Raw genomic sequence first — 17,799 nt, forward strand, 5'->3', positions numbered from 1 at the left:
TGCCACGAATCAGGGGGAGCGACCGGATGATCGAACTCGCGCAGCAGGCCGAGCAGGTAGTCGCGCCCGACGTGTGGGCGTACCTGATGCGCGGCGCGAGCACCGGCGAGTCCCCGTGGGAGCGCTGGCGATTCACGCCGCGCGTGCTGCGCGACGTGAGGTCCATCGACACCACGACCACCGTCCTCGGCGACTGGCGCTCCCCCATCGGCGTCGCACCGACGGCCTTCCACCGCCTCGTCCACCCCGGCGGCGAGGCGGCGACCGCCCGCGCCGCAGCCGAGTGCGGCGCCCCGTTCGTCCTGTCCATGCGCGCGACCACCCGGATCGAGGAGGTCGCCGCCGCGGTGGGCGGCCCGTGGTGGCAGCAGGTCTACCTCATGCACGACCGATCCATCACCGACGCGCTGGTGCAGCGGGCCGCGGCGGCCGGCGCGACGGCGTTGGTGCTCACCGGCGACACCCCCTACGTGGGCCGCTCCGGCGGCCGCGGGCTGCCGCCGCTGGGCGACGACGTGGCCCTGGTCAACGTCGCGCAGCACCTGCCGCCCGGGGCCGACGCGTGGGCCGCGATCGAGCAGGACGCGGGGGCCGTCCTCGAGGACATCGGGCGGCTCGCCGACCTGACGGGGCTCCCGGTGATCGTCAAGGGTGTGCTGCGCGCCGACGAGGCCCGACGGTGCGTCGACGCCGGCGCGGCCGGGGTGTGGGTGAGCGATCACGGCGGTCGGCAGCTGGGGCGCACCGTCGCGCCCGCGCAGGCGTTGCCCGGAATCGCGGCGGCCGTCGGCGCCGACGCGACCGTGCTCGTCGACGGCGACGTCCGTGACGGTCTCGACGCGCTGGCCGCCCTCGCCCTGGGCGCGGACGCCGTCTTCGTGGGCCGGCCGATCCTGTGGGGCCTGGCGGTCTCCGGCGCCGACGGTGTCCGCTCGATTCTGGCCGGCCTGCAGGAGGAGCTCCGGCACGCGATGGGGCTGGCGGGCGCCGTCCGCCTCGACGAGCTCACGCCGGACCTCGTCGTCCCCCGCTGATCCGCACCGCCGCTCCCCGCGCCGTCCGTATCGTTGGGCCCACACGCCCATCTCAGGAGGATATGCATGCTCACCGGTCGCGCTCTGCTGCTGGACATGGACGGCACACTCGTGGATTCGCACGCCGTCGTGGAACGGTGCTGGAGCCGGTGGGCGCGGGAGAAGGGGCTCGACCCCGCGGCGGTGCTGGCCGTCGCGCACGGCCGCCAGGGCCACGCGACGATGGCGGAGCTGCTGCCGGACCGCCCCGTCGAGGTCAATCTCGCGGAGAACCGCGAACTGCTGGCGCAGGAGACCGCCGACACCGAGGGCATCGTCCCCGTCGCCGGGGCGCCCGCCTTCCTCGCCGCGCTTGACGGTGCGCCGCACGCCCTGGTGACCTCCGCGGACGTCCCGCTGTCGACGGCGCGGATGGGCGCCGCGGGCCTGCCCCTGCCCGCGGTGCGCGTGACCGCCGAGGACGTGCGCGCGAGCAAGCCCGACCCCGAGGGCTTCCTCCGCGGCGCCGCGCTCCTCGGGGTCGCCCCGGCAGACTGCATCGTCTTCGAGGACTCGGAGGCCGGCATCGCCGCGGGCAAGGCCGCCGGGATGCGGGTGGTCGGGGTGGGCCCGGGGGCGGCCCGCTTCTCCCCCGACGCGCAGGTCGACGACCTGACGAAGGTCGCGGTCACCGTCGACGACGAGGGCATCCACCTGACGCTCTGACCGGCACCGTCGCATCCGGGTGAGACGGTCGGCCGCCCCGGCGACATAAGGGGGGTGTGACGTCCACGATGAGAACCGACGAGTCCGCGGACCGGACCCTCCTCGCCCGCGCCGCGGGCGGCGACGGGTCGGCGTTCGCGGCGATCCACGACCGCCACGTGCGCCCCGTCTACTGGCAGGCGTACGCCGTCCTGCGCGACGCCGACGCCGCGCAGGAAGTCGCCCAGGACACCTTCCTCACGCTCTGGCGCCGCATCGACGCGGTGCGGATCGTCGACGAGTCGGTGCTCCCGTGGTTGCTGACCACCGCGCGGTACACCGCGCTCAACGCGGGGAGACGACTCTCCGCGGTCCGGGACAGATCGGCGCCGCTCGACGACGCCGAGCCACCGGGGGCGGCTCCGTCGCCCGAGGACGAGGTGCTCGCCGCCGAGATCCGCGCGCTCATCGCGGGCGCGGTCGCCGCCCTGTCCCCCACCGACCAGCGCCTCTACCGCCTGTGCGTGGAGGACGAACAGACCTACGAGCGGGCCGCCGCGGAGGTGGGCGTGACCCACGCCGCCGTGCGCAACCGCGTCTCCCGGCTGCGCGGCCGCCTGCGCGCCGACCTGAGCACCCTGAGGGAGCAGTCATGACCACCCGGATCACCCCCGACGACATCCTCACCGACGACCGGCTCTCCGCCATGCGCGCCGCCGTCATGACCGAGGTCGGCGACGACCTGCAGGCGCGCCGCAGCCGTCGCAAGCACCGGACGATGGGCATCGCCGCGGCCGCGGCGATCGCGGTCGTCGCCGTGGGCGGCGTCGTCGCGAGCCAGTTCCAGGGGGGCACGAGCGATTCGGCCTTCTACCAGCCGCCAGCACCCCAGGCCGGGGGCCGCGGGGCCGCGGAGTCCGCGCCCATCACAGGCGGGCAGGCCGCGGTCGCCCCCGCTCCGAAGGCGGCGCCCACGACGGGGCCGGCCGCGCCGTCGACCCCGGCGAACGCGCCGGCGGACCGTCAGGTGATCACCACCGGCACCGTCGACGTGACGAACGCCGATCCGGCGTCGGCGGCCCGGGAGCTGGCCGCGACCGCGGAGCGCCTCGGCGGACGCGTCGACGCGCGCACCGAGACCGGCGGCGAGAAGGCCCGCGCGAAGCTCACGCTGCGGGTGCCGAACGACAAGGTGAACGAGCTGGTGGAGAAGATCGGCGGGCTCGGCGAGGTCGGCTCCGTGCAGCTGGAGCATGAGGACGTGACCGGCACCGTCGTCGATCTCGAGGCGCGCATCCGCGCGACCCAGGTCTCCGTCGACCGGCTGACGGCGATCCTCGCCAGGGCCGACACCACCGACCAGGTGATCGCGGCGGAGTCCGCACTCACGTCGCGCCAGCAGGAGCTCGAATCCCTGCAGTCACGGCGCGCGTCGATCGGCGACCGGGTCTCCCTCTCGACGGTGACGGTGTCCATCGAGAAGCCGACCGTGACCGCTAACCGGTCGGGATTCACGGGCGGCCTGCAGAACGGCTGGGACGCACTGCTCGCCGCCGGACGGTGGCTCTTGGTGATCGTGGGCGCGGTGCTGCCGTGGGCCGCGGTGCTGCTGGTGCTGTACGGCGTGTACCGGGCGGTGCGCCGGTTCCGGCCCCGCTCCTGAGCGGCTAGGAGGGGACGACGAGCGCGCGGGCCGTGGCGAACCGGGGCCCGCGCGCACCGTCGACCTCGATGAAGAAGTCGGCCTCGGAGAAGCTCTGCTTGCTGCCGGGCTTGACCACCCGGCCGACGGCGAGGAAGGCCTCGCCCTGCGCGGGACGCAGGAACTGCGTGTCCATCTGGGTCACGAGGCCACCCGCACCGGGGTGCATCGCGAGCGCGTAGCCGCACGCGTTCTCCAGGACGCCGGCGATGAGCGCGGCGTGCAGGCCGCCGACGTTCTGGCACAGGTCGTCGCGGCGCTCGAGCCGGAGCACGACCTCGTCGAGGTCGGCGCTGAGCACCTCGATTCCGGCCCACCGGTTGAACGGCAGGGAGGCGTTGTAGCTGACGAGTTCGTCGAAGGTCACCCCAGCACTATCGCACCCCGGCGTTCAGCGGCCGGTCGCGGCGAGCACCGGGGCGGGCGTGGGGCGCGGCACCGGGGTGGGTGCGGGGCGCGGGTTCGGCACTGGCGCGACGGGGGTGCCGAGCCCGCCGAGCCCGGAGAGGACGTCGAAGGCGATCTCGCCGGTCTGCCACAGCGCGAGGATCGCGCCCTCCGTGGCGGGCCGCACGGCGGGGTTCTGCAGCGCGAGGCCGTTGGCGAAGGTGAGGGTGTTGTAGCCGTCGTCGGCGGCGCGGAGCATCAGGTTCGATGCGACGCCCGCTCCGACGATCCGGTCGAGCCCCTGGCCGAAGAAGTAGAAGGTCCACAGGCCCCACAGGTCGGCGCCGTAGATGCGCTTGCTGCGCTCGGGGATCACGTTGCCGTTCTTCGCGATCGAGTCGACGATGCGGTAGAAGTCGAGCGCGTTCGCGGGTGTGCTGCGGGTGTGCGCGACCGTGTACGCGAGGTCGACGGTGATGTGCGCGTTGTAGCCCGCCATCGCCACCCGCCCGGGCGGCAGTTCGCACCGCGCGGCCAGCCGGAAGTAGTTGCCCCACCACTGCGGCACGGCGCCGCCGGTCCACTGCGCGTGGACGGCCTTCAGGTAGCGGCTGACCAGGTCGATGGACAGGGACTTGGCGTATCGCGGGTCGTCGAGCCCGGCCTCGTTGCGCTGCGTCGGGGTCACCGCATCGCGAATCACGCCGTCCATGCCGACGCCGAACAGTCCCCGTCGGTCGCGGTGAGCGCCGAGGATGTCGGCGATGCCACGCTGGCGCACCGTCAGGTCGTCGAGGCCGGCGAAGGTCGGCTCCGTGGGCAGTGCGGCCGGATCGGACAGCGCGATGATGCGCTTGTTCTCCGCGGGCGTCAGCGCGGTGCCGCAGTAGGGCGACGGTGCCGCGCTCGACGGCGGGGCGGAGACCAGCGCGACGGTGACCAGGGTAGCGGCGATCGTGCCGGCGACCCGCGCCGACCGTCGGGGCATCATGCGCACTAGACCTCCGCAAGCGGTACGCCGGGATCGGCGAGACGGGCGGCGTCGACCACCCGGCGGGTCGTGATCAGCGCACGCACATCATCGCCCACGTCCCACACGTTCACGTTCATACCGGCCAGAACGCGTCCCTCCTTCAGCCAGAAGGCGACGAACTCGAGGGCGTCCAGGTCGCCGCGGATCACCACGTCGTCGTAGCCCGTGGACAGGCCGAGGTACTCCATGCCCAGCTGGTACTGGTCGGTGAAGAAGTACGGGAGGCGGTCGTAGACCTCGGACCCGCCGAGGATGTTGGCGGCGGCCACGCGCGGCTGGTTGAGGGCGTTGGCCCAGTGCTCGACGCGCACGCGCCGGCCCACCGTCGGGTTCTCGGCGGCGGCGATGTCGCCGACGGCGAAGACGTGCGGGTCGGAGGTGCGCAGCCCGGCGTCGACGGCCACGCCGCCCTCGGCGGTCTCGAGGCCGGAGGCCTCGGCGAGCTCGATGTTCGGCATCGCGCCGATCCCGACGAGCACGGCGTCGGTCTCGATCGTGGTCCCGTCCTCGAGGACCAGTCCCCGGCCACCGGGCTCGACGGCCCGCACGCCGGTGCCGGTGCGCAGGTCCACGCCGTGCGCGCGGTGCAGGTCCGCGAAGACCTTGCCGAGCTCGGGGCCGAGGGCGCCGAGCAGCGGCTGCTCGGCGGGTTCGACGACGGTGACCTCCAGGCCGGCCCCACGGGCCGCGGCGGCCGCCTCGAGCCCGATCCACCCGCCGCCGACGACGCCGAGCCGGCCGCCCTTCTCGAACACGGCCCGCAGCGCGTCGCTGTCGTCGAGGGTGCGGAGGTAGTGCACCCCGTCGGCTCCGGGCAGAGGCCGCGCGCGGGATCCCGTGGCCAGCACCAGGTGCTCGTAGGGCAGCGACTCCCCCGTATCCAGGCCGACGGTGCGCTCCTCCCGGTCGAGCGCGGTGGCGCGGACGCCGGTCCGCACGGTGACGTCGTGGTCGGCGTACCAGGCGGCGTCGAAGGTGAAGACGCTGTCGCGCTCGGCCTTGCCCTGCAGGTAGTCCTTGGACAGCGGGGGTCGCTCGTAGGGCGGATGGGATTCGGCGCCGATCACCGTGATCGGGCCGTCGTGGCCCAGATCCCGTAGCGCCTCGGCCGCTTTCGCGGCCGCCAGTCCTGCTCCGACGATGACGATCGCACCCATGCCCTCGACCGTAGCCCCGTCCGCCGACGAGGGGAACCCCTCGAATCGCCGTATCGGGTGCACGATTCGTCCGGTTCGCTACGCTCGGACCATGGAAGTACTACGCAACGTAATAGTTCTGGTGCACATCGTGGGCTTCGCCGTCACCTTCGGCGGCTGGGTTGCCTCCGCGGCCGCGGGACGGTTCCGGTTCGAGCGCGTCATGGACTACGGGCTGCTGGTCTCGCTCGTCACCGGCCTCGCTCTGGCCGCGCCCTGGCCCGCGGGAATCGAGCTGAACTACCCCAAGATCGGCATCAAGCTGCTCATCCTGCTCGTCCTCGGCGGCCTGCTCGGCATGGGCAGCGCACGACAGAAGCGCACCGGCGAGGCCGTCCCGCTCGGGATGTTCTACGCCGCGGGCCTGCTGTCACTGACCGCCGCGGGGCTCGCCGTCATCTGGTGACGCCGCGGATGTCGTGGACGTAGTCGCGGAGCTCGTCGAGCTTTTCCTTCGCGGCGACGAGCTGCGCGATCCGCTCGTCGAGCACGGTGCGACGCTCGCCGATACGGACCAGCGCCGCGTCCAACTCCGCCGGCGGGGCGTCGCCCTCGCCGCAGACGATGCCCACCAACTCCGCCGTCTCCGTGGCCGACAACCCGGCCTCGATGAGACACCGCGCATCGGCGACGGTGCGCACGTCCTCCTCGGTGAACACCCGATAGCCGTTCGACTCGCGCCCCGGCGCGAGGATCCCCGTCTTCTCGTAGTGCCGGATCATGCGGGGCGTGGTGCCGGTGCGGGCACACAGGTCACGCATCCGCAGCCCGGGCTTGACCATGACACTGGTGTCAGAGTTCATGCTCTCAGTATGACGAATCAGCAGCAGCTCCGCGCGGTCGTGGTGACCGCCCACCCCGATGCCGACTCCGCCACCGCCTCCACCGCCGCCGCCGTGGCCCGCGGCCTGCTCCGCGGCGGGTACGCCGATGTCGAGCGGCACGATGTCCTCGCCGCCGGCTTCGACCCGACCTTCGGTTCGGCCGACCACGCGGCGTACCGCGACCGCACCGTCGTCCCCGCGGACGTGCGGGCCGAGCAGCGCCGACTGGAGGAGTTCGACGCGATCGCCGTCGTCTTTCCGGTGTACTGGTGGGGCCTGCCCGGCCCGCTCAAGGGCTGGGTCGACCGCGTCTTCACCCGCGACTGGGCGTACGACGACACGAACTCCGGTGCCGAGCTCGCGGCGCCGAAGCGCCTGTACTTCTTCCCGATCGGCGCCGTCGGCGAGTCCACCTACCGCAAGCACGGCTACCTCGACGGCATGAACGCCCAGCTGGTCGACGGCCTCGCGAACTACATGGGCGCGGAGGATTCCGGGCTGTTCCTGCTGGGCGACGGGGAATCGGACGATCCGGATCGGCATCGCGCCCGCGAGGTCGCGGCCGAGGACGCCGCCGCGTCGGTCGCCGCGCGCATCGCCGACGGTGCCGCCGCCTGATCGTCGTCAATCAATGGTTGACAACCACGCCGCGTCAACTCATGCTTGACGCATGCCTCAGAACGATCCCGTCAGCCTCGACGCCCTCATCCGCACCGTCCACGCGCTCCACCCGGACGGCGACGCGCTCGCCCACCTCGGCGATGCCGTCGCCGTCGCGGCGCACCTCGGCGAGACCGCCGACCACCTCGTCGGACACTTCGTCGACCAGGCGCGGCGCAGCGGCGCCACCTGGACCTCGATCGGCGAGTCCATGGGGATGACGAAGCAGGCCGCGCAGCAGCGCTCGGCGCCGCCGAGCATCGACCCGTCGGCGCTCATCGACGCGACCGGCTCGCCCTACTCGCGGTTCACGCCGCGGGCACGGAGCGTCGTCGTGGCGGCGCAGGACGAGGCGCGCGAGGTGGGGAGCCCGACGATCGACACGGACCACATGCTGCTGGGACTGTTCCGCGAGCCCGAGGGCATCGCTGCCCGCCTACTCCTCGGCCGGGGGATCACGGAGGAGGCGGTCACGGAAGCCGTCCTGCACCGGCAGATCTCGGCGACGGACACCGAGGAGAGCCCGGAGCTCATCCCCTTCTCGCCCGCGGCGAAGAAGGCCGTCGAGATGGTGCTGCGCGAAGCGCTCCGACTGGGCCACAACTACGTCGGCACCGAGCACATCCTGCTCGGCATCCTGGCGGAGGGCACCGGCCCGGGCGCGGTCTTCCTGACCGAGCGCGGCGTGGATCACGCGACGATCGACGCCGCGGTGCGCGAGGTGCTTTCGGCGTACACCCCGGAGTGACGCCGGGGCGCCGCTACTGTGAGCGCATGGCCGTCCTCGCCCGCCTCGTGCCCGCCCTGATCCCCGCCGTCGCGGCCGCCTCATTCGCCGCGCCCGCCACGGCGGCGACCTGCACTCCGGCACGCCAGCTCGCCGCCGCCGACGCCTACATCGCGGCGCTGGGCGATCGCACTAAGGCCACCGCGGTCCCCTTCGCGCCGAACGCCGTCCGCTTCGAGAACGGCCTGCAGACGGGCTTCTCCGGGGACCAGTTGCGCGGGGATCTCGACCGGCACCTGCAGTACTCGATCATGGACGCGCCGCGGGTCACGGCGCGCACCGTCGCGCCCGGCGGCGATCGCGACCTGCTGAACTACCGGTTCATCGTGCCCGTGCGCATCGCCGGGCAGCGCGTCGTGGACGCACCCACGGACGAGGACTTCCGGATCCCGCGCAGCACGTGCCTCATCACCCGCATCGACGCGCGGATCACGATCACGCCGCCGCGCTGAGCGTCAGGAGACCCGTTCCGCGAGAGTGGGCAGACCCTCCCCGCTCAGTTCCCCCAGGGCGACGGTGCGCCCGCTCACGGCGAGCAACAAGGCGAGCAGCGGACCGGTGACTTCAGGGCCGTCGCCGAGCGTGACGTCCGCGTCGGTGGCGCGCAGCCGCAGTCCGGCGATGTGCTCCTTCGCTCCGCCCATGCCCTTCCCGGTGCGGGCCTGCAGCCGCAGGGCCCGTTCGACCGCCTCCGCCGGATAGTCGCCGACGGCGCCGAGCGGCCGGCGGATGTCCTCGCCGTGCACGACGGCCTCGACGAGCCGGGTGTCGAGCGGCGCTGGCGGGCCCGAGGCGCGGTCGACGAGGGACCGGAACCGGTCGAGCATCTGCGCCGCCGGGCCCAGCTCGCGGTCGACGCCGTTCTGGTTGTCGCGGTCGAAGTCGAAGCGAGCGAGCACCATTCCCTTGATGAAGCCCAGGCGGGTGGTGTCCGCGGTGGAGATCTGGTGGGCGACGACGTCGCGCACGCGCCACCCGGGGCACAGCGAGGGCGTGTCCCAACGCGCGTCGTCGACGCCCTCGAGGAAGGCGATCAGGGCGCGGCGCTCCGCGTGGACCAGTTGCCAGACATCGGACATGCGACTCCTTCGTCCCGCTCACCGTAGCGGGAAATCCAGGGCCTCACCGGCGAAGTTGGATGCTGCTCCCCGCCGAGGCCGAGCCGCGCAGCACCAGGAGCGGCCCCGCCGCGCCGTCCGCCGGCCCGGCCTTGTCCTTGAGCGAGCTCCACCCCGAGTAGTCGACACCGGTGGCGTCGACCCGCATCGTCGGCGTCAGGTGCAGCTTCAGCGTGCTCCACGAGACCTGGACGTCGATCTCGACCCCGCCGTAGGGGAAGTCGGCGTTGCGGAAGTCGATCTTCGCGGTGCCCGTCGAGCCCGTGATGCGCAGGCGCGCGGGCACGGTCCACACGCCCTTGCGGTGCACCGTCGTCCATTCCAGGTCGAGCACCTCCACGGGCCGGTCCGCGACGTCCGGCACCGTGGGGAAGAGTCGCTCGCGGATCGGCAGGTCGTTCACCAGCGCCTGCAGCTCACCGCGATTCGCGGCGGCGTAGGCCGCGTGCGTGCGTTGGTCGAACTCCTCGACGGTGAGGTAGCCGGTGGCCATCGCCTCCCCGAGCAGTTCGACGGCCCGCTGTCGTTCGGGGTCGCCCACCCGGATCCCATCGCTGTCCGCCATGCGCCCGACCCTAGCGATTGCGCCCGGATTCCGCCGCTATCGACCGGTGCCGCGGGCGCGCCGGGCCAGGTACTCGCGTTCGGCCGAATCGGTGGTGATCGAGATCGCCTTGGCGTAGGCGGCATCGGCTGCGGGCTCGCCGAGGCGGTCGAGCAGGGACGCGCGGACGGCCCACGCGGGTTGCAGTCGCTCCACGCCGTCGAGGAGGTCCAGCGCCTCCAGTCCCGCACGCGCACCGTCGGTCTCGGCGATGACGGCGGCCCGCGCGACGGCCGCACCGCGCGTGGGCGCCAGGGCGACGAGTGCGTCGTAGAGGCGCCGCAGGTTCGCCCAGTCCGGTGCCTCGCCCGGGCGGCGGGCGCAGTGCACAGCCCCGATCGCCGCTTCCAGCTGGAACCGTCCGACGGTGCCGAGCGCGTGCGCCACCCGCAGGTGCCGGTGCCCGGCGGCGATGAGGTCACGGTCCCAGCGCCGCGGATCCTGCAGCGGCAGCGGGATGTAGCGCCCGTCCTCGTCGACACGGGCGGGCAGCCGGGCGCTGGAGAGGTACATCAGGGCGGCCAGGCCGTGCGCCTCCGCGACCGTCGGGGCCGACTCGGCGATGGTCCCGGCCAGCCCGAGGAGGAGTGCATGGCGCTCGCGCGGCGGGGTGGGCCATTCGATCGAGTACGAGCCGTAGACGGCCTCGAAGACGGGCCCGAGACGACCGGCGAGAGCATCCGTCTCGGGGACCGCGAACGGAATCCGTTCGCGCGCGATGCGCTTCTTCGCGCGCGTCAGGCGGGCGGCCATCGTCGCCGTCGGGATCAGCAGGGCCGCGCCGATCTGCTCGGCGGTGAAGCCCAGGACCGTGTTGAGCATGAGCGGCACGCTCGCGTCCGCGACGGCCGGGTGCGCGCAGACGAGGAGCAGTTCGAGTCGTCGGTCGGGGCTCTCGCCCGGCGCCGCGGCGTCGTGCGCCGCCTCGTCGAAGGGCAGCGAGCGACGCTCGGCCGCGGACTTCCACCTGTCGCGCTGGCGGTTCCTCGCCACGGTGAGCAGCCACGCGTCCGGATCGTCGGGCGTCCCGTCGACCGGCCACCGCGTGAGCGCCCGCTCGAAGGCGTCCGCGAGGGCGTCCTCAGCGGCGGCGAGGTCGTGGGTGCGGGACGCGAGCAGCGCGAGGAGCCGGCCGTACGAGGTGCGGGCTGCGTTCTCCGCCCGCACCTCGGCATCCCCGGCCATCAGTCCGCGGCGTTCCAGATGCCCTCGTCGCAGGCTGCGGCGACCTTGCGAACCTCGATCACCGCGTACTGGGTCGCGGGGTGCTTCTCGGCCCAGGCCAGGGCCGCGTCCTGGTCCGGCACGTCGAGCAGGAAGACGCCGGCGAGCGCCTCGCGGGTGTCGGCGAACGGGCCGTCCTGGATCGTCAGGTCGCCGTCGCGGCGGGTGACGGTGACCGTCTGCGCCTGCGGTTCCAGGATCTCGGCGCCGATGAGCACGCCCGCGGCCTGCAGAGCGGCGGTGTAGTCCGCCATGGCCCGCTGCATCTGCAGGAAGGCCTCCTCCGCGATGTCGCCCTCGTCGGGTTCGGCGTTGTTGATCAGCAGTGCGTAATGCATGGTTCCTCCTCGAGTCCACTGTGCCCCAGGGGCGGGGCACAGGGATGACGATCGAGGCGACGCGGAATCGACAGGGCTCGCGAGAACGCTTCTACCGGGCGGCAAGCAAGGCGAGAACACCGTCAGCGACGGGGTGCGCGCTGGCCGGGTTCTGGCCGGTCACGACGGTGCCGTCCGTGACGGCGAACGGGGTCCACGCCTCGTCGGCCTGCACGTAGGTGGCGCCGAGCGCGGCGATCCGCTCCTCGAGGTTGAACGGGACGATCGAATCCAGCCCGGCCAGCACCTCCTCGTTCCAGGAGAAGCCCGCGATACGGCGGCCTGCGATCAGCGGCGCACCGTCGGCCTTCATGGCGCCGAGGAGCCCGGCGGTGCCGTGGCAGACGGCCGAGACGACCTTGCCCGCCGCGTCGAAGTCGCGGAGCAGGGCCGCGAGGCGCTCGTCGGTCGGGAAGTCGAACATGACGCCGTGCCCGCCGGTGAGGTAGATCGCGTCGAAGTCGGCGGCATCGACGTCCCGGAGCGAGGGCGTGTTCCGCAGGCGGTCCATGAAGGCGGGGTCGTCGTAGCGGGCGCGCGTGCCGCCCTGCGCCAGCACCTCGTGGCTGAGGGATTCGGGGTCGATGGGGACGAAGCCGCCTTCGATGCTGGCGATGACGGTGCTGTGACCCGCGGCCTCGACGGCGTCGACGAAATGGGTCAGCTCGCCGAGCCAGAGGCCGGTGCGGCGACCGCTCACGGCGTAGGACGGGACGCTGGTGGTGACGACCAGGATGCGGCTCATGACGTACTCCTCAGTTTGTTTGCGCGACAACTGAACGGTACCACAACTGATATGTGACTCAACTGATATGTCGGGCCTGTTAGGCTGAACGTGTGGCGGAGCACGAGGAGACCTGCGATTTCGGCTGGTCCGTGGGGGTGTTGAACAAGGCGTACGCGGAGGCCGTCGCGCCGATCCTGGACCGGATCCCCCGTGGGGTACGCGGGTACCAGACGCTGTACGCCGCCGCGACGTACGACCTGCCGACACAGCTGGCGCTCGCGGAGTACCTGCTCATCGACAAGTCGGTGATGCCGTACGTGGTGGACGATCTGGTGGACGCGGGCCTGGTGCGCCGCGAGCCCTCCCCCACCGATCGCCGGGCACGGCGGGTCGTGCCGACCGATGCGGGGCTGGCGATGTTGCGCGAGGTGGGCGCGGAAGTCAGTGCCGCCGAGGCGGAGTTGCTCGGGCCGCTGTCCCCCGGCGACGTCGAGGTGCTGCGGCGCGCGGTCGCCGTCGTGGCCCGCACCTCGCGCGACGGCTGCGCGGGCTAGTCCGCGGCGAGAGCGAGGTGCAGCAGCGGGTACGGCAGTCCGTCGCCGTCCGTCTCGCTCCGCCCGGTCACCGTGAAGCCGCTGTGCGCGTAGAAGCCGACGGCCTGCGCGTTCTGCTCGTTGACGTCGACGGTCCGCACGCCGAGCTCGCGGACGGCGTGGTCGAGAAGGGCGCGGCCGACGCCACGCCCCCGGGCGTCGGCATGCACGAAGAGCATCGCCAGATCGTCGCCGGCCGTGCCGGCGAACCCGGCCACGGCACCGTCGATCTCCGCGACGGTGAGCCGGACCTGCGGGAAATAATCGCTCGCGAGCCGCGCCTCGATGGCGTCGCGGTCGGCCTCGGCGAGGAAGTCGTGGGTGGCGTCGACGGAACTGCGCCACACCCGCACCAGCGCGGGATGGTCGGCGTCGGTGCCATTGCGGAGCGTGATCACTCCGGTCATTCTTCCGGACCTGTCGAGCGGTTTTCGCCCCATGGGTATCCCTTGGGACGATGCCGCGGCGGGATCAACGGCAAGCCGAGTTCCGGTGCGACGGCGTAGATGTAGCGGTTCACCACGCGGGGCGACGGCGTGGTGAACCACCAGATCGAGAAGGTCGCCGGCCCAGCGGGCCGGATCAAATAGCGCTGTAGACGGGTGAGGTCGTCAGGCACGGACCGCAGGCGCCGGGCGCGCGGCGACGGTGCGAGCTCGAGTCGGTAGTCCGTCCGAGAGCCCTCGTGCGCCCGCTCTATAGCGACGATGCCCTCGATCTCCGCCCACGTCCACCGTCGCACCGACGGCACCGCTATCCATGGGAACTCGACGCCGTCCGGCGACAGGACGACGACAACGCGTCGCGACAACATGATCGATACCGAGAACACCGCGGGCGCGGTGAGCAGTACCCCCATCGCCAGGCAGAGGACGACACCAGCGGCCGGCTCGCCCTGCGTCGTGAGGTACGCCGAGAACGACACCATCAGCAATCCGGACCCGCCGATGATTGCAAGTACCCCGACGCCGGCGCTGCGGAATCCGAAGCGCACGACGACTGGCTGCGCGCCCTCCGTCACCCGCGCAGTGCGGCGAGGGCGCGGTCGGCGTGGACCTGCATGTTCACCTCGGAGGCGATCACATCGGCGACGGTGCCGTCGGGCCGGATCGCGAAGGTGGTGCGCTTGGTGGGCATGCCGGCGAGCTTGAGCAGTCCGTCGCGCTTCACGCCGAACGCCGTGGCCACGGCGCCGTCGACGTCCGAGAGCAGCGGGTAGTCGAGGCCGTGCTTCGCCGTCCAGTCCTGCTGCTTGGCGACCGCGTCGCGGCTGATGCCGACGCGCTGCACGCCCGCCTCCGCGAACTCGGCGGCGAGGTCGCGGAAGTGGCACGCCTCCTTGGTGCAGCCCGGCGTGAACGCCGCCGGGTAGAAGAACAGGGCGACGGGGCCGGCGGCGAGCAGGTCGCTCAGCTTCCGCGGGGTGCCGTCCTGATCGGGCAGTTCGAAGTCGGGCGCGGTGTCACCGGGTTTCATGCCGACCACGCTAGCCCCCCGTCCGCCGGAGCGCTCCCGTCGGCGACGCTCACAGGTACTGCCCGACCGGGACGGCCGCCAGCCAGCCACGGCGCCGCACCTCCGTGAGGAAGGCCTCGAGGTCGGTGCCCGCAATGGCCAGGACGACGCGCCGAACGAGAGCGCCCACGTCGGCGCCGCTGGTCTCAGGCGGCAGGGCGTCGGCGATCGAGGCCACGTCGCCGTCCGTCAGGCCGAGGCCGACCGTGCGCCGTCGCAGGATGCCGATCAGCGCCTCGCGGTTCGGGTAGCCCACCTCGACGACGCTGTCGAAGCGCGTCGCGCGGGTGGCGGCACCGTCGAGTGAGCGCGGGTCGTTGGTCGTCGCGATGGTGAGCACCTCGGCGGACTGATCGACGCCGTCGAGCGCGTCGAGCAGCGACGCGAGCGCGGTGTCGTCGCCGTCACCACGGCGACGGACCGCGAGGTCCACGTCGTCGAGGATCACGACGCACCGTCCGAGCTCGACGGCGGCGGCGTAGACCGACGCGAGCCCCGCGCCGATCGCGCCCGCACCGACCACGATCACCGTGAAGTCGCCGACCAACTCGGCGGCGACCGCGCGGGAGACCGCCGTCTTCCCCACGCCGGGCGGCCCGCAGAGCAGCACACCGCGCGCGGCGCGGAAGCCGAGGCGGCGCAGCTGTTCCGCGTGGGTGGTGACCGCGCGGACGGAAAGGTCGATCTCGGCCCAGACCCGGTCGGGGACGACGACGTCGGCGCGGTCACCGGTGAGCTCGAATGCGCGGAAGGTCATGCCGCCGTGGAAGGAGACTGCGATCGCCCGCCCCTTGAGCGGGTTGAGTTCCTCTGCCGCGGCGCGGATCCGGTCACGGACCGCCTCGCCGACAGCGACGTCGCACGACCGGGTGACGACGCCGACGCTCAGCGTCTCGCGGTACTCGGTCTCGCAACGCAGCACGACCGGCGCATCGGCAAGGGTGCCCGCACGGAAGGCGAACGCCGCATCTCCGGGGATGCGGTCGGCGCCGTCCCCCAGGTCGATCGAGAGCCAGGACGGCGGGTCCGTGTGGCAGGCCGGTCCCGACTCGGCGTCGTGCTCGGCGACGAGCCGCGACACGGCGAGGCCCACCGCGACGGCCGTCGCGGGCGTGGTCGCGATCTTGATGACCGTGTGCTGCGCCTCGAGAACGCCGAGCGCGTCCTCCGCGAAGGACGTCGCGGTACGCGGCGTCACGTGGGCATCACCGAGCAGCGCGCGGATCACTTCCACGGCGCGCGTCACGTCCCGGTTCTCCCCGGTCAAGTCGATGGGCATCGGACGAACGGTAGGCGGGGAAGCCGTCCGGCGCCATCGAATATCCGGGCCGGCGGTAACCTCGGCGCATGAGCTTCACCGGATTCCCCGAGGCTGCGCTGGACTTCTACGACGACCTCGAGGCCGACAACTCGAAGGTCTTCTGGGAGGCGCACAAGGAGGTCTACAAGACCTCCGTCGCCGCGCCGATGGCCGCGCTGACCGAGGAGCTGGCCGACGAGTTCGGCACCGCGAAGATCTTCCGCCCCTACCGCGACGTCCGCTTCTCCAAGGACAAGACGCCGTACAAGACGCACCAGGGCGCCTTCATCGGCGTCGGCCCCGCCACCGGCTACTACCTGCAGATCGGCGCGCCCGGAATGCGGGTCGGCGCCGGCTTCTACGAGGCGAGCCCCACCCGGCTGGCCGCCTTCCGGAAGGCGATCGACAACGACCTGTACGGCCCCGCGCTCGAGCAGGTCATCGCGAAGCTCCGCCGCAAGGGCTGGGAGATCGGCGGCGAGACGCTCAAGACCTCCCCGCGCGGATGGGATGCCGACCACCCGCGGATCGACCTGTTGCGGCACAAGTCGCTCACCGTGATGCGCGACTACGGCTTCGAGGAGATCATCCACACGCCGAAGCTGGTGCCCCAGATCCGCAAGCACTGGCGCGAGACCTCCGCCCTGCTCGACTGGCTGGTCGAGCACGGCGACGCCTGACCCCGCGGCCCTTCCCTACACTGGTGGCATGGCAGGGCGATCTCGACTGAAGTGGATGTGGTGGCTCTGCGCCTACATCGCGCTCGGCCTGGGCATCATCGGCGTCGTGGTTCCGCTCATGCCGACCACCGTGTTCATCCTGATCGCGGCGTACTGCGCGGCGCGCGGTTCCGACACCCTGCACCGCAAGCTGCTCGAGCACCGGGTCTTCGGCCCGATGATCCGGGACTGGCAGGCCACCGGCGCCGTCAGCCGCAAGGCCAAGTACATGGCCGTCGGCAGCATGGCCGTGTGCGCCGTGATCCTGTTCCTCGTGACGCCGCACTGGTGGATCGCCGGCATCGGCACCGCGATCATGGCGATCGTGGGCACGTGGCTGTGGCTGCGCCCCGAGCCGACGCCAGATCCGATGCGCGGGCCTGAGCCCGCCGCCGACGGCGAGGCCGAGGCGGCCCCCGAGGCCGTCAGTCGTCCAGAGCAGTGACCGCGATCCCGTACGGCAGGAAGCGGACCTTCCGGGTGACGTCGGTGTTGTGCTGGTTGGAGCGCAGCGCGTCGATCTCGGTGGCGTAGACCTGCTCGACGCGGGCTCCCCCGTCCTCGGCGGTGGCGATGATCGCCCACACCCCGTCGCCGGTCTCGCCCGCCGTCTCCGGCTGGCGCTTCGGGCGGCGGACGGCATCGTCGAACAGCCCGGAGAAGGCCTCCCGGCCCGCGGTGCCGCCGACGATCCGGCCGATCATGTCCCGGGCCTCGCGCGCGAGGTCGTCGAACTCGCCCGGACCGAACCCGAACGGGTTGTCGTTACCTGCCATGACTGACTCCTCGAGCCGTAGGGACCCACTTGACTCCAGTGTCCACACCGGAGGGGACCACGGCCACCCCGTTCATCCAGGGCGAACCGTCAATCGAGGCAGAACTCGTTGCCCTCGACGTCGGCCATGGTGAGGCAGGACTCGTTCGCGCCGTCGGCCTCCTGCAGGTAGAGGCGAATAGCACCGAGCTTCTCCAGTCTCGCGCACTCCGCCTCGAGGGCAGCGAGCCGTTCGGCGCCCACCATGCCGGTGCCGACGCGGACGTCGAGGTGCACGCGGTTCTTGACCGTCTTGCCCTCGGGCACGCGCTGGAAGAACAGGCGCGGGCCGACGCCGTTGGGGTCGACGCACGCGAACGCCGAGCCGTGCACCTCCGCCGGCAGCGACGCCTCGAAGGCGTCCCAGTCCTCGAAACCCGGCGGGGGCGGCGGCACGATGTACCCGAGCACCTCGCACCAGAACAGCGCGACGCGCTTCGGATCCGCACAGTCGAAGGTCACCTGAATCTGTCTGACGGTCATGCGGAAACGGTAGCGGCG

General features: G+C 72.3%; 26 protein-coding genes. 11 read left to right on the forward strand and 15 right to left on the reverse strand.

Features of this window, described 5'->3' with window-relative positions; all coding sequences use genetic code 11:
- Positions 1–26: 26 nt before the first annotated feature.
- The 4 genes from WFK95_RS21940 to WFK95_RS21955 all read left to right on the forward strand — a co-directional run bounded on the left by WFK95_RS21940 (position 27) and on the right by WFK95_RS21955 (position 3,381).
- Positions 27–1,034, forward strand: a complete 1,008-nt coding sequence (locus WFK95_RS21940) for an alpha-hydroxy acid oxidase (protein WP_336671969.1) — start codon at positions 27–29, stop codon at positions 1,032–1,034.
- 66 nt (positions 1,035–1,100) lie between these two features.
- Positions 1,101–1,739 carry an HAD-IA family hydrolase gene (locus tag WFK95_RS21945; RefSeq protein WP_336671970.1) on the forward strand — a complete coding sequence of 213 codons (639 nt, stop codon included), beginning with the start codon at positions 1,101–1,103 and terminating at the stop codon, positions 1,737–1,739.
- Between the two features lie 68 nt (positions 1,740–1,807).
- Complete coding sequence (locus tag WFK95_RS21950) at positions 1,808–2,374, forward strand: RNA polymerase sigma factor (RefSeq protein WP_336671971.1); 567 nt, start codon at positions 1,808–1,810, stop codon at positions 2,372–2,374.
- Complete coding sequence (locus tag WFK95_RS21955; protein WP_336671972.1) at positions 2,371–3,381, forward strand: DUF4349 domain-containing protein; 1,011 nt, start codon at positions 2,371–2,373, stop codon at positions 3,379–3,381. Before WFK95_RS21950 ends, WFK95_RS21955 begins: the two co-directional genes overlap by 4 nt.
- Before the next feature lie 4 nt (positions 3,382–3,385).
- Here WFK95_RS21955 and WFK95_RS21960 read toward each other — a convergent pair whose 3' ends face one another.
- From WFK95_RS21960 to WFK95_RS21970, 3 genes are read right to left on the reverse strand one after another with little or no spacing between them, the layout of a single operon-like run.
- A complete protein-coding gene (locus WFK95_RS21960; protein ID WP_336671973.1) occupies positions 3,386–3,787 on the reverse strand; it encodes a PaaI family thioesterase in 402 nt (133 codons plus the stop codon).
- A gap of 24 nt (positions 3,788–3,811) precedes the next feature.
- On the reverse strand, positions 3,812–4,795 hold the full coding sequence (locus tag WFK95_RS21965) for a DUF5995 family protein (RefSeq protein WP_336671974.1): 984 nt from the start codon (positions 4,793–4,795) through the stop codon (positions 3,812–3,814).
- 8 nt (positions 4,796–4,803) lie between these two features.
- On the reverse strand, positions 4,804–5,997 hold the full coding sequence (locus tag WFK95_RS21970) for an NAD(P)/FAD-dependent oxidoreductase (RefSeq protein ID WP_336671975.1): 1,194 nt from the start codon (positions 5,995–5,997) through the stop codon (positions 4,804–4,806).
- A gap of 91 nt (positions 5,998–6,088) precedes the next feature.
- Here WFK95_RS21970 and WFK95_RS21975 point away from each other — a divergent pair, with 91 nt between their 5' ends.
- Entirely contained in the window at positions 6,089–6,442 is a 354-nt protein-coding gene (locus WFK95_RS21975; protein ID WP_336671976.1) for a Fe-S protein, read from the forward strand.
- Here WFK95_RS21975 and WFK95_RS21980 read toward each other — a convergent pair.
- Positions 6,432–6,839 carry a MerR family transcriptional regulator gene (locus WFK95_RS21980; RefSeq protein WP_224645916.1) on the reverse strand — a complete coding sequence of 136 codons (408 nt, stop codon included), beginning with the start codon at positions 6,837–6,839 and terminating at the stop codon, positions 6,432–6,434. The genes WFK95_RS21975 and WFK95_RS21980 overlap by 11 nt on opposite strands.
- Positions 6,840–6,848: 9 nt before the next feature.
- Between WFK95_RS21980 and WFK95_RS21985 the strand changes: the two genes are divergently transcribed.
- Genes WFK95_RS21985 through WFK95_RS21995 form a run of 3 tightly spaced genes read left to right on the forward strand, consistent with a single transcriptional unit; the run spans position 6,849 to position 8,759 of the window.
- Positions 6,849–7,478, forward strand: a complete 630-nt coding sequence (locus WFK95_RS21985; protein WP_336671977.1) for an NAD(P)H-dependent oxidoreductase — start codon at positions 6,849–6,851, stop codon at positions 7,476–7,478.
- 52 nt (positions 7,479–7,530) lie between these two features.
- Complete coding sequence (locus WFK95_RS21990) at positions 7,531–8,268, forward strand: Clp protease N-terminal domain-containing protein (protein WP_336671978.1); 738 nt, start codon at positions 7,531–7,533, stop codon at positions 8,266–8,268.
- A gap of 26 nt (positions 8,269–8,294) precedes the next feature.
- The gene (locus WFK95_RS21995) at positions 8,295–8,759 is read left to right on the forward strand and encodes a hypothetical protein (RefSeq protein ID WP_336671979.1); all 465 of its coding nucleotides are present in this window, start codon (positions 8,295–8,297) and stop codon (positions 8,757–8,759) included.
- Between the two features lie 3 nt (positions 8,760–8,762).
- On the opposite strand, the gene WFK95_RS22000 is transcribed toward WFK95_RS21995, so the two are convergent.
- From WFK95_RS22000 to WFK95_RS22020, 5 genes are all read right to left on the reverse strand, one after another.
- The gene (locus WFK95_RS22000; protein ID WP_336671980.1) at positions 8,763–9,386 is read right to left on the reverse strand and encodes a maleylpyruvate isomerase family mycothiol-dependent enzyme; all 624 of its coding nucleotides are present in this window, start codon (positions 9,384–9,386) and stop codon (positions 8,763–8,765) included.
- 43 nt (positions 9,387–9,429) lie between these two features.
- Positions 9,430–9,990, reverse strand: a complete 561-nt coding sequence (locus WFK95_RS22005; RefSeq protein WP_224645911.1) for a DUF1707 SHOCT-like domain-containing protein — start codon at positions 9,988–9,990, stop codon at positions 9,430–9,432.
- 36 nt (positions 9,991–10,026) lie between these two features.
- The gene (locus WFK95_RS22010; RefSeq protein ID WP_336671981.1) at positions 10,027–11,214 is read right to left on the reverse strand and encodes an RNA polymerase sigma factor; all 1,188 of its coding nucleotides are present in this window, start codon (positions 11,212–11,214) and stop codon (positions 10,027–10,029) included.
- Positions 11,214–11,591: a YciI family protein gene (locus tag WFK95_RS22015; RefSeq protein WP_336671982.1), complete on the reverse strand. Its 378-nt coding sequence runs from the start codon at positions 11,589–11,591 to the stop codon at positions 11,214–11,216. The genes WFK95_RS22010 and WFK95_RS22015 overlap by 1 nt, the downstream gene beginning before the upstream one ends.
- Positions 11,592–11,682: 91 nt before the next feature.
- The gene (locus tag WFK95_RS22020; protein WP_336671983.1) at positions 11,683–12,375 is read right to left on the reverse strand and encodes a type 1 glutamine amidotransferase domain-containing protein; all 693 of its coding nucleotides are present in this window, start codon (positions 12,373–12,375) and stop codon (positions 11,683–11,685) included.
- 92 nt (positions 12,376–12,467) lie between these two features.
- Between WFK95_RS22020 and WFK95_RS22025 the strand changes: the two genes are divergently transcribed.
- On the forward strand, positions 12,468–12,911 hold the full coding sequence (locus tag WFK95_RS22025) for a MarR family winged helix-turn-helix transcriptional regulator (RefSeq protein ID WP_336671984.1): 444 nt from the start codon (positions 12,468–12,470) through the stop codon (positions 12,909–12,911).
- Here the strand turns inward: WFK95_RS22025 and WFK95_RS22030 are convergent.
- Genes WFK95_RS22030 through WFK95_RS22045 form a run of 4 tightly spaced genes read right to left on the reverse strand, consistent with a single transcriptional unit; the run spans position 12,908 to position 15,744 of the window.
- Positions 12,908–13,357 carry an acetyltransferase gene (locus tag WFK95_RS22030; protein WP_336671985.1) on the reverse strand — a complete coding sequence of 150 codons (450 nt, stop codon included), beginning with the start codon at positions 13,355–13,357 and terminating at the stop codon, positions 12,908–12,910. The genes WFK95_RS22025 and WFK95_RS22030 overlap by 4 nt on opposite strands.
- Positions 13,354–13,971: a hypothetical protein gene (locus tag WFK95_RS22035; protein WP_336671987.1), complete on the reverse strand. Its 618-nt coding sequence runs from the start codon at positions 13,969–13,971 to the stop codon at positions 13,354–13,356. The genes WFK95_RS22030 and WFK95_RS22035 overlap by 4 nt, the downstream gene beginning before the upstream one ends.
- Positions 13,968–14,426: a peroxiredoxin gene (locus tag WFK95_RS22040; protein ID WP_336671988.1), complete on the reverse strand. Its 459-nt coding sequence runs from the start codon at positions 14,424–14,426 to the stop codon at positions 13,968–13,970. Before WFK95_RS22040 ends, WFK95_RS22035 begins: the two co-directional genes overlap by 4 nt.
- 49 nt (positions 14,427–14,475) lie before the next feature.
- A complete protein-coding gene (locus WFK95_RS22045) occupies positions 14,476–15,744 on the reverse strand; it encodes an ATP-binding protein (RefSeq protein ID WP_336671989.1) in 1,269 nt (422 codons plus the stop codon).
- A 68-nt stretch (positions 15,745–15,812) separates the two neighbouring features.
- On the opposite strand from WFK95_RS22045, the gene WFK95_RS22050 reads away from it, so the two are divergent.
- A complete protein-coding gene (locus WFK95_RS22050; RefSeq protein ID WP_224645901.1) occupies positions 15,813–16,445 on the forward strand; it encodes a DUF2461 domain-containing protein in 633 nt (210 codons plus the stop codon).
- 28 nt (positions 16,446–16,473) lie between these two features.
- Positions 16,474–16,929 carry a YbaN family protein gene (locus WFK95_RS22055; protein ID WP_336671991.1) on the forward strand — a complete coding sequence of 152 codons (456 nt, stop codon included), beginning with the start codon at positions 16,474–16,476 and terminating at the stop codon, positions 16,927–16,929.
- On the opposite strand, the gene WFK95_RS22060 is transcribed toward WFK95_RS22055, so the two are convergent.
- The gene (locus WFK95_RS22060; RefSeq protein WP_336671993.1) at positions 16,910–17,260 is read right to left on the reverse strand and encodes a hypothetical protein; all 351 of its coding nucleotides are present in this window, start codon (positions 17,258–17,260) and stop codon (positions 16,910–16,912) included. The two genes, WFK95_RS22055 and WFK95_RS22060, sit on opposite strands and share 20 nt — an antisense overlap.
- An 89-nt stretch (positions 17,261–17,349) precedes the next feature.
- A complete protein-coding gene (locus WFK95_RS22065) occupies positions 17,350–17,781 on the reverse strand; it encodes a VOC family protein (RefSeq protein WP_336671994.1) in 432 nt (143 codons plus the stop codon).
- Between the last annotated feature and the right edge of the window lie 18 nt (positions 17,782–17,799).

The sequence above is a fragment of the Tsukamurella sp. USMM236 genome (assembly GCF_037148755.1).
Classification (GTDB): domain Bacteria; phylum Actinomycetota; class Actinomycetes; order Mycobacteriales; family Mycobacteriaceae; genus Tsukamurella.

What these genes read in the sequence shown, in the direction of transcription:
- WFK95_RS21940 (WP_336671969.1), top strand. Translation starts at nt 27, where the DNA reads ATGATCGAACTCGCGCAGCAGGCCGAGCAGGTAGTCGCGCCCGACGTG.
- WFK95_RS21945 (WP_336671970.1), top strand. Translation starts at nt 1,101, where the DNA reads ATGCTCACCGGTCGCGCTCTGCTGCTGGACATGGACGGCACACTCGTG.
- WFK95_RS21950 (WP_336671971.1), top strand. Translation starts at nt 1,808, where the DNA reads ATGAGAACCGACGAGTCCGCGGACCGGACCCTCCTCGCCCGCGCCGCG.
- WFK95_RS21955 (WP_336671972.1), top strand. Translation starts at nt 2,371, where the DNA reads ATGACCACCCGGATCACCCCCGACGACATCCTCACCGACGACCGGCTC.
- WFK95_RS21965 (WP_336671974.1), bottom strand. Translation starts at nt 4,795, where the DNA reads ATGCCCCGACGGTCGGCGCGGGTCGCCGGCACGATCGCCGCTACCCTG.
- WFK95_RS21970 (WP_336671975.1), bottom strand. Translation starts at nt 5,997, where the DNA reads ATGGGTGCGATCGTCATCGTCGGAGCAGGACTGGCGGCCGCGAAAGCG.
- WFK95_RS21975 (WP_336671976.1), top strand. Translation starts at nt 6,089, where the DNA reads ATGGAAGTACTACGCAACGTAATAGTTCTGGTGCACATCGTGGGCTTC.
- WFK95_RS21980 (WP_224645916.1), bottom strand. Translation starts at nt 6,839, where the DNA reads ATGAACTCTGACACCAGTGTCATGGTCAAGCCCGGGCTGCGGATGCGT.
- WFK95_RS21985 (WP_336671977.1), top strand. Translation starts at nt 6,849, where the DNA reads ATGACGAATCAGCAGCAGCTCCGCGCGGTCGTGGTGACCGCCCACCCC.
- WFK95_RS21990 (WP_336671978.1), top strand. Translation starts at nt 7,531, where the DNA reads ATGCCTCAGAACGATCCCGTCAGCCTCGACGCCCTCATCCGCACCGTC.
- WFK95_RS21995 (WP_336671979.1), top strand. Translation starts at nt 8,295, where the DNA reads ATGGCCGTCCTCGCCCGCCTCGTGCCCGCCCTGATCCCCGCCGTCGCG.
- WFK95_RS22000 (WP_336671980.1), bottom strand. Translation starts at nt 9,386, where the DNA reads ATGTCCGATGTCTGGCAACTGGTCCACGCGGAGCGCCGCGCCCTGATC.
- WFK95_RS22005 (WP_224645911.1), bottom strand. Translation starts at nt 9,990, where the DNA reads ATGGCGGACAGCGATGGGATCCGGGTGGGCGACCCCGAACGACAGCGG.
- WFK95_RS22010 (WP_336671981.1), bottom strand. Translation starts at nt 11,214, where the DNA reads ATGGCCGGGGATGCCGAGGTGCGGGCGGAGAACGCAGCCCGCACCTCG.
- WFK95_RS22015 (WP_336671982.1), bottom strand. Translation starts at nt 11,591, where the DNA reads ATGCATTACGCACTGCTGATCAACAACGCCGAACCCGACGAGGGCGAC.
- WFK95_RS22020 (WP_336671983.1), bottom strand. Translation starts at nt 12,375, where the DNA reads ATGAGCCGCATCCTGGTCGTCACCACCAGCGTCCCGTCCTACGCCGTG.
- WFK95_RS22030 (WP_336671985.1), bottom strand. Translation starts at nt 13,357, where the DNA reads ATGACCGGAGTGATCACGCTCCGCAATGGCACCGACGCCGACCATCCC.
- WFK95_RS22040 (WP_336671988.1), bottom strand. Translation starts at nt 14,426, where the DNA reads ATGAAACCCGGTGACACCGCGCCCGACTTCGAACTGCCCGATCAGGAC.
- WFK95_RS22045 (WP_336671989.1), bottom strand. Translation starts at nt 15,744, where the DNA reads ATGCCCATCGACTTGACCGGGGAGAACCGGGACGTGACGCGCGCCGTG.
- WFK95_RS22050 (WP_224645901.1), top strand. Translation starts at nt 15,813, where the DNA reads ATGAGCTTCACCGGATTCCCCGAGGCTGCGCTGGACTTCTACGACGAC.
- WFK95_RS22055 (WP_336671991.1), top strand. Translation starts at nt 16,474, where the DNA reads ATGGCAGGGCGATCTCGACTGAAGTGGATGTGGTGGCTCTGCGCCTAC.
- WFK95_RS22060 (WP_336671993.1), bottom strand. Translation starts at nt 17,260, where the DNA reads ATGGCAGGTAACGACAACCCGTTCGGGTTCGGTCCGGGCGAGTTCGAC.
- WFK95_RS22065 (WP_336671994.1), bottom strand. Translation starts at nt 17,781, where the DNA reads ATGACCGTCAGACAGATTCAGGTGACCTTCGACTGTGCGGATCCGAAG.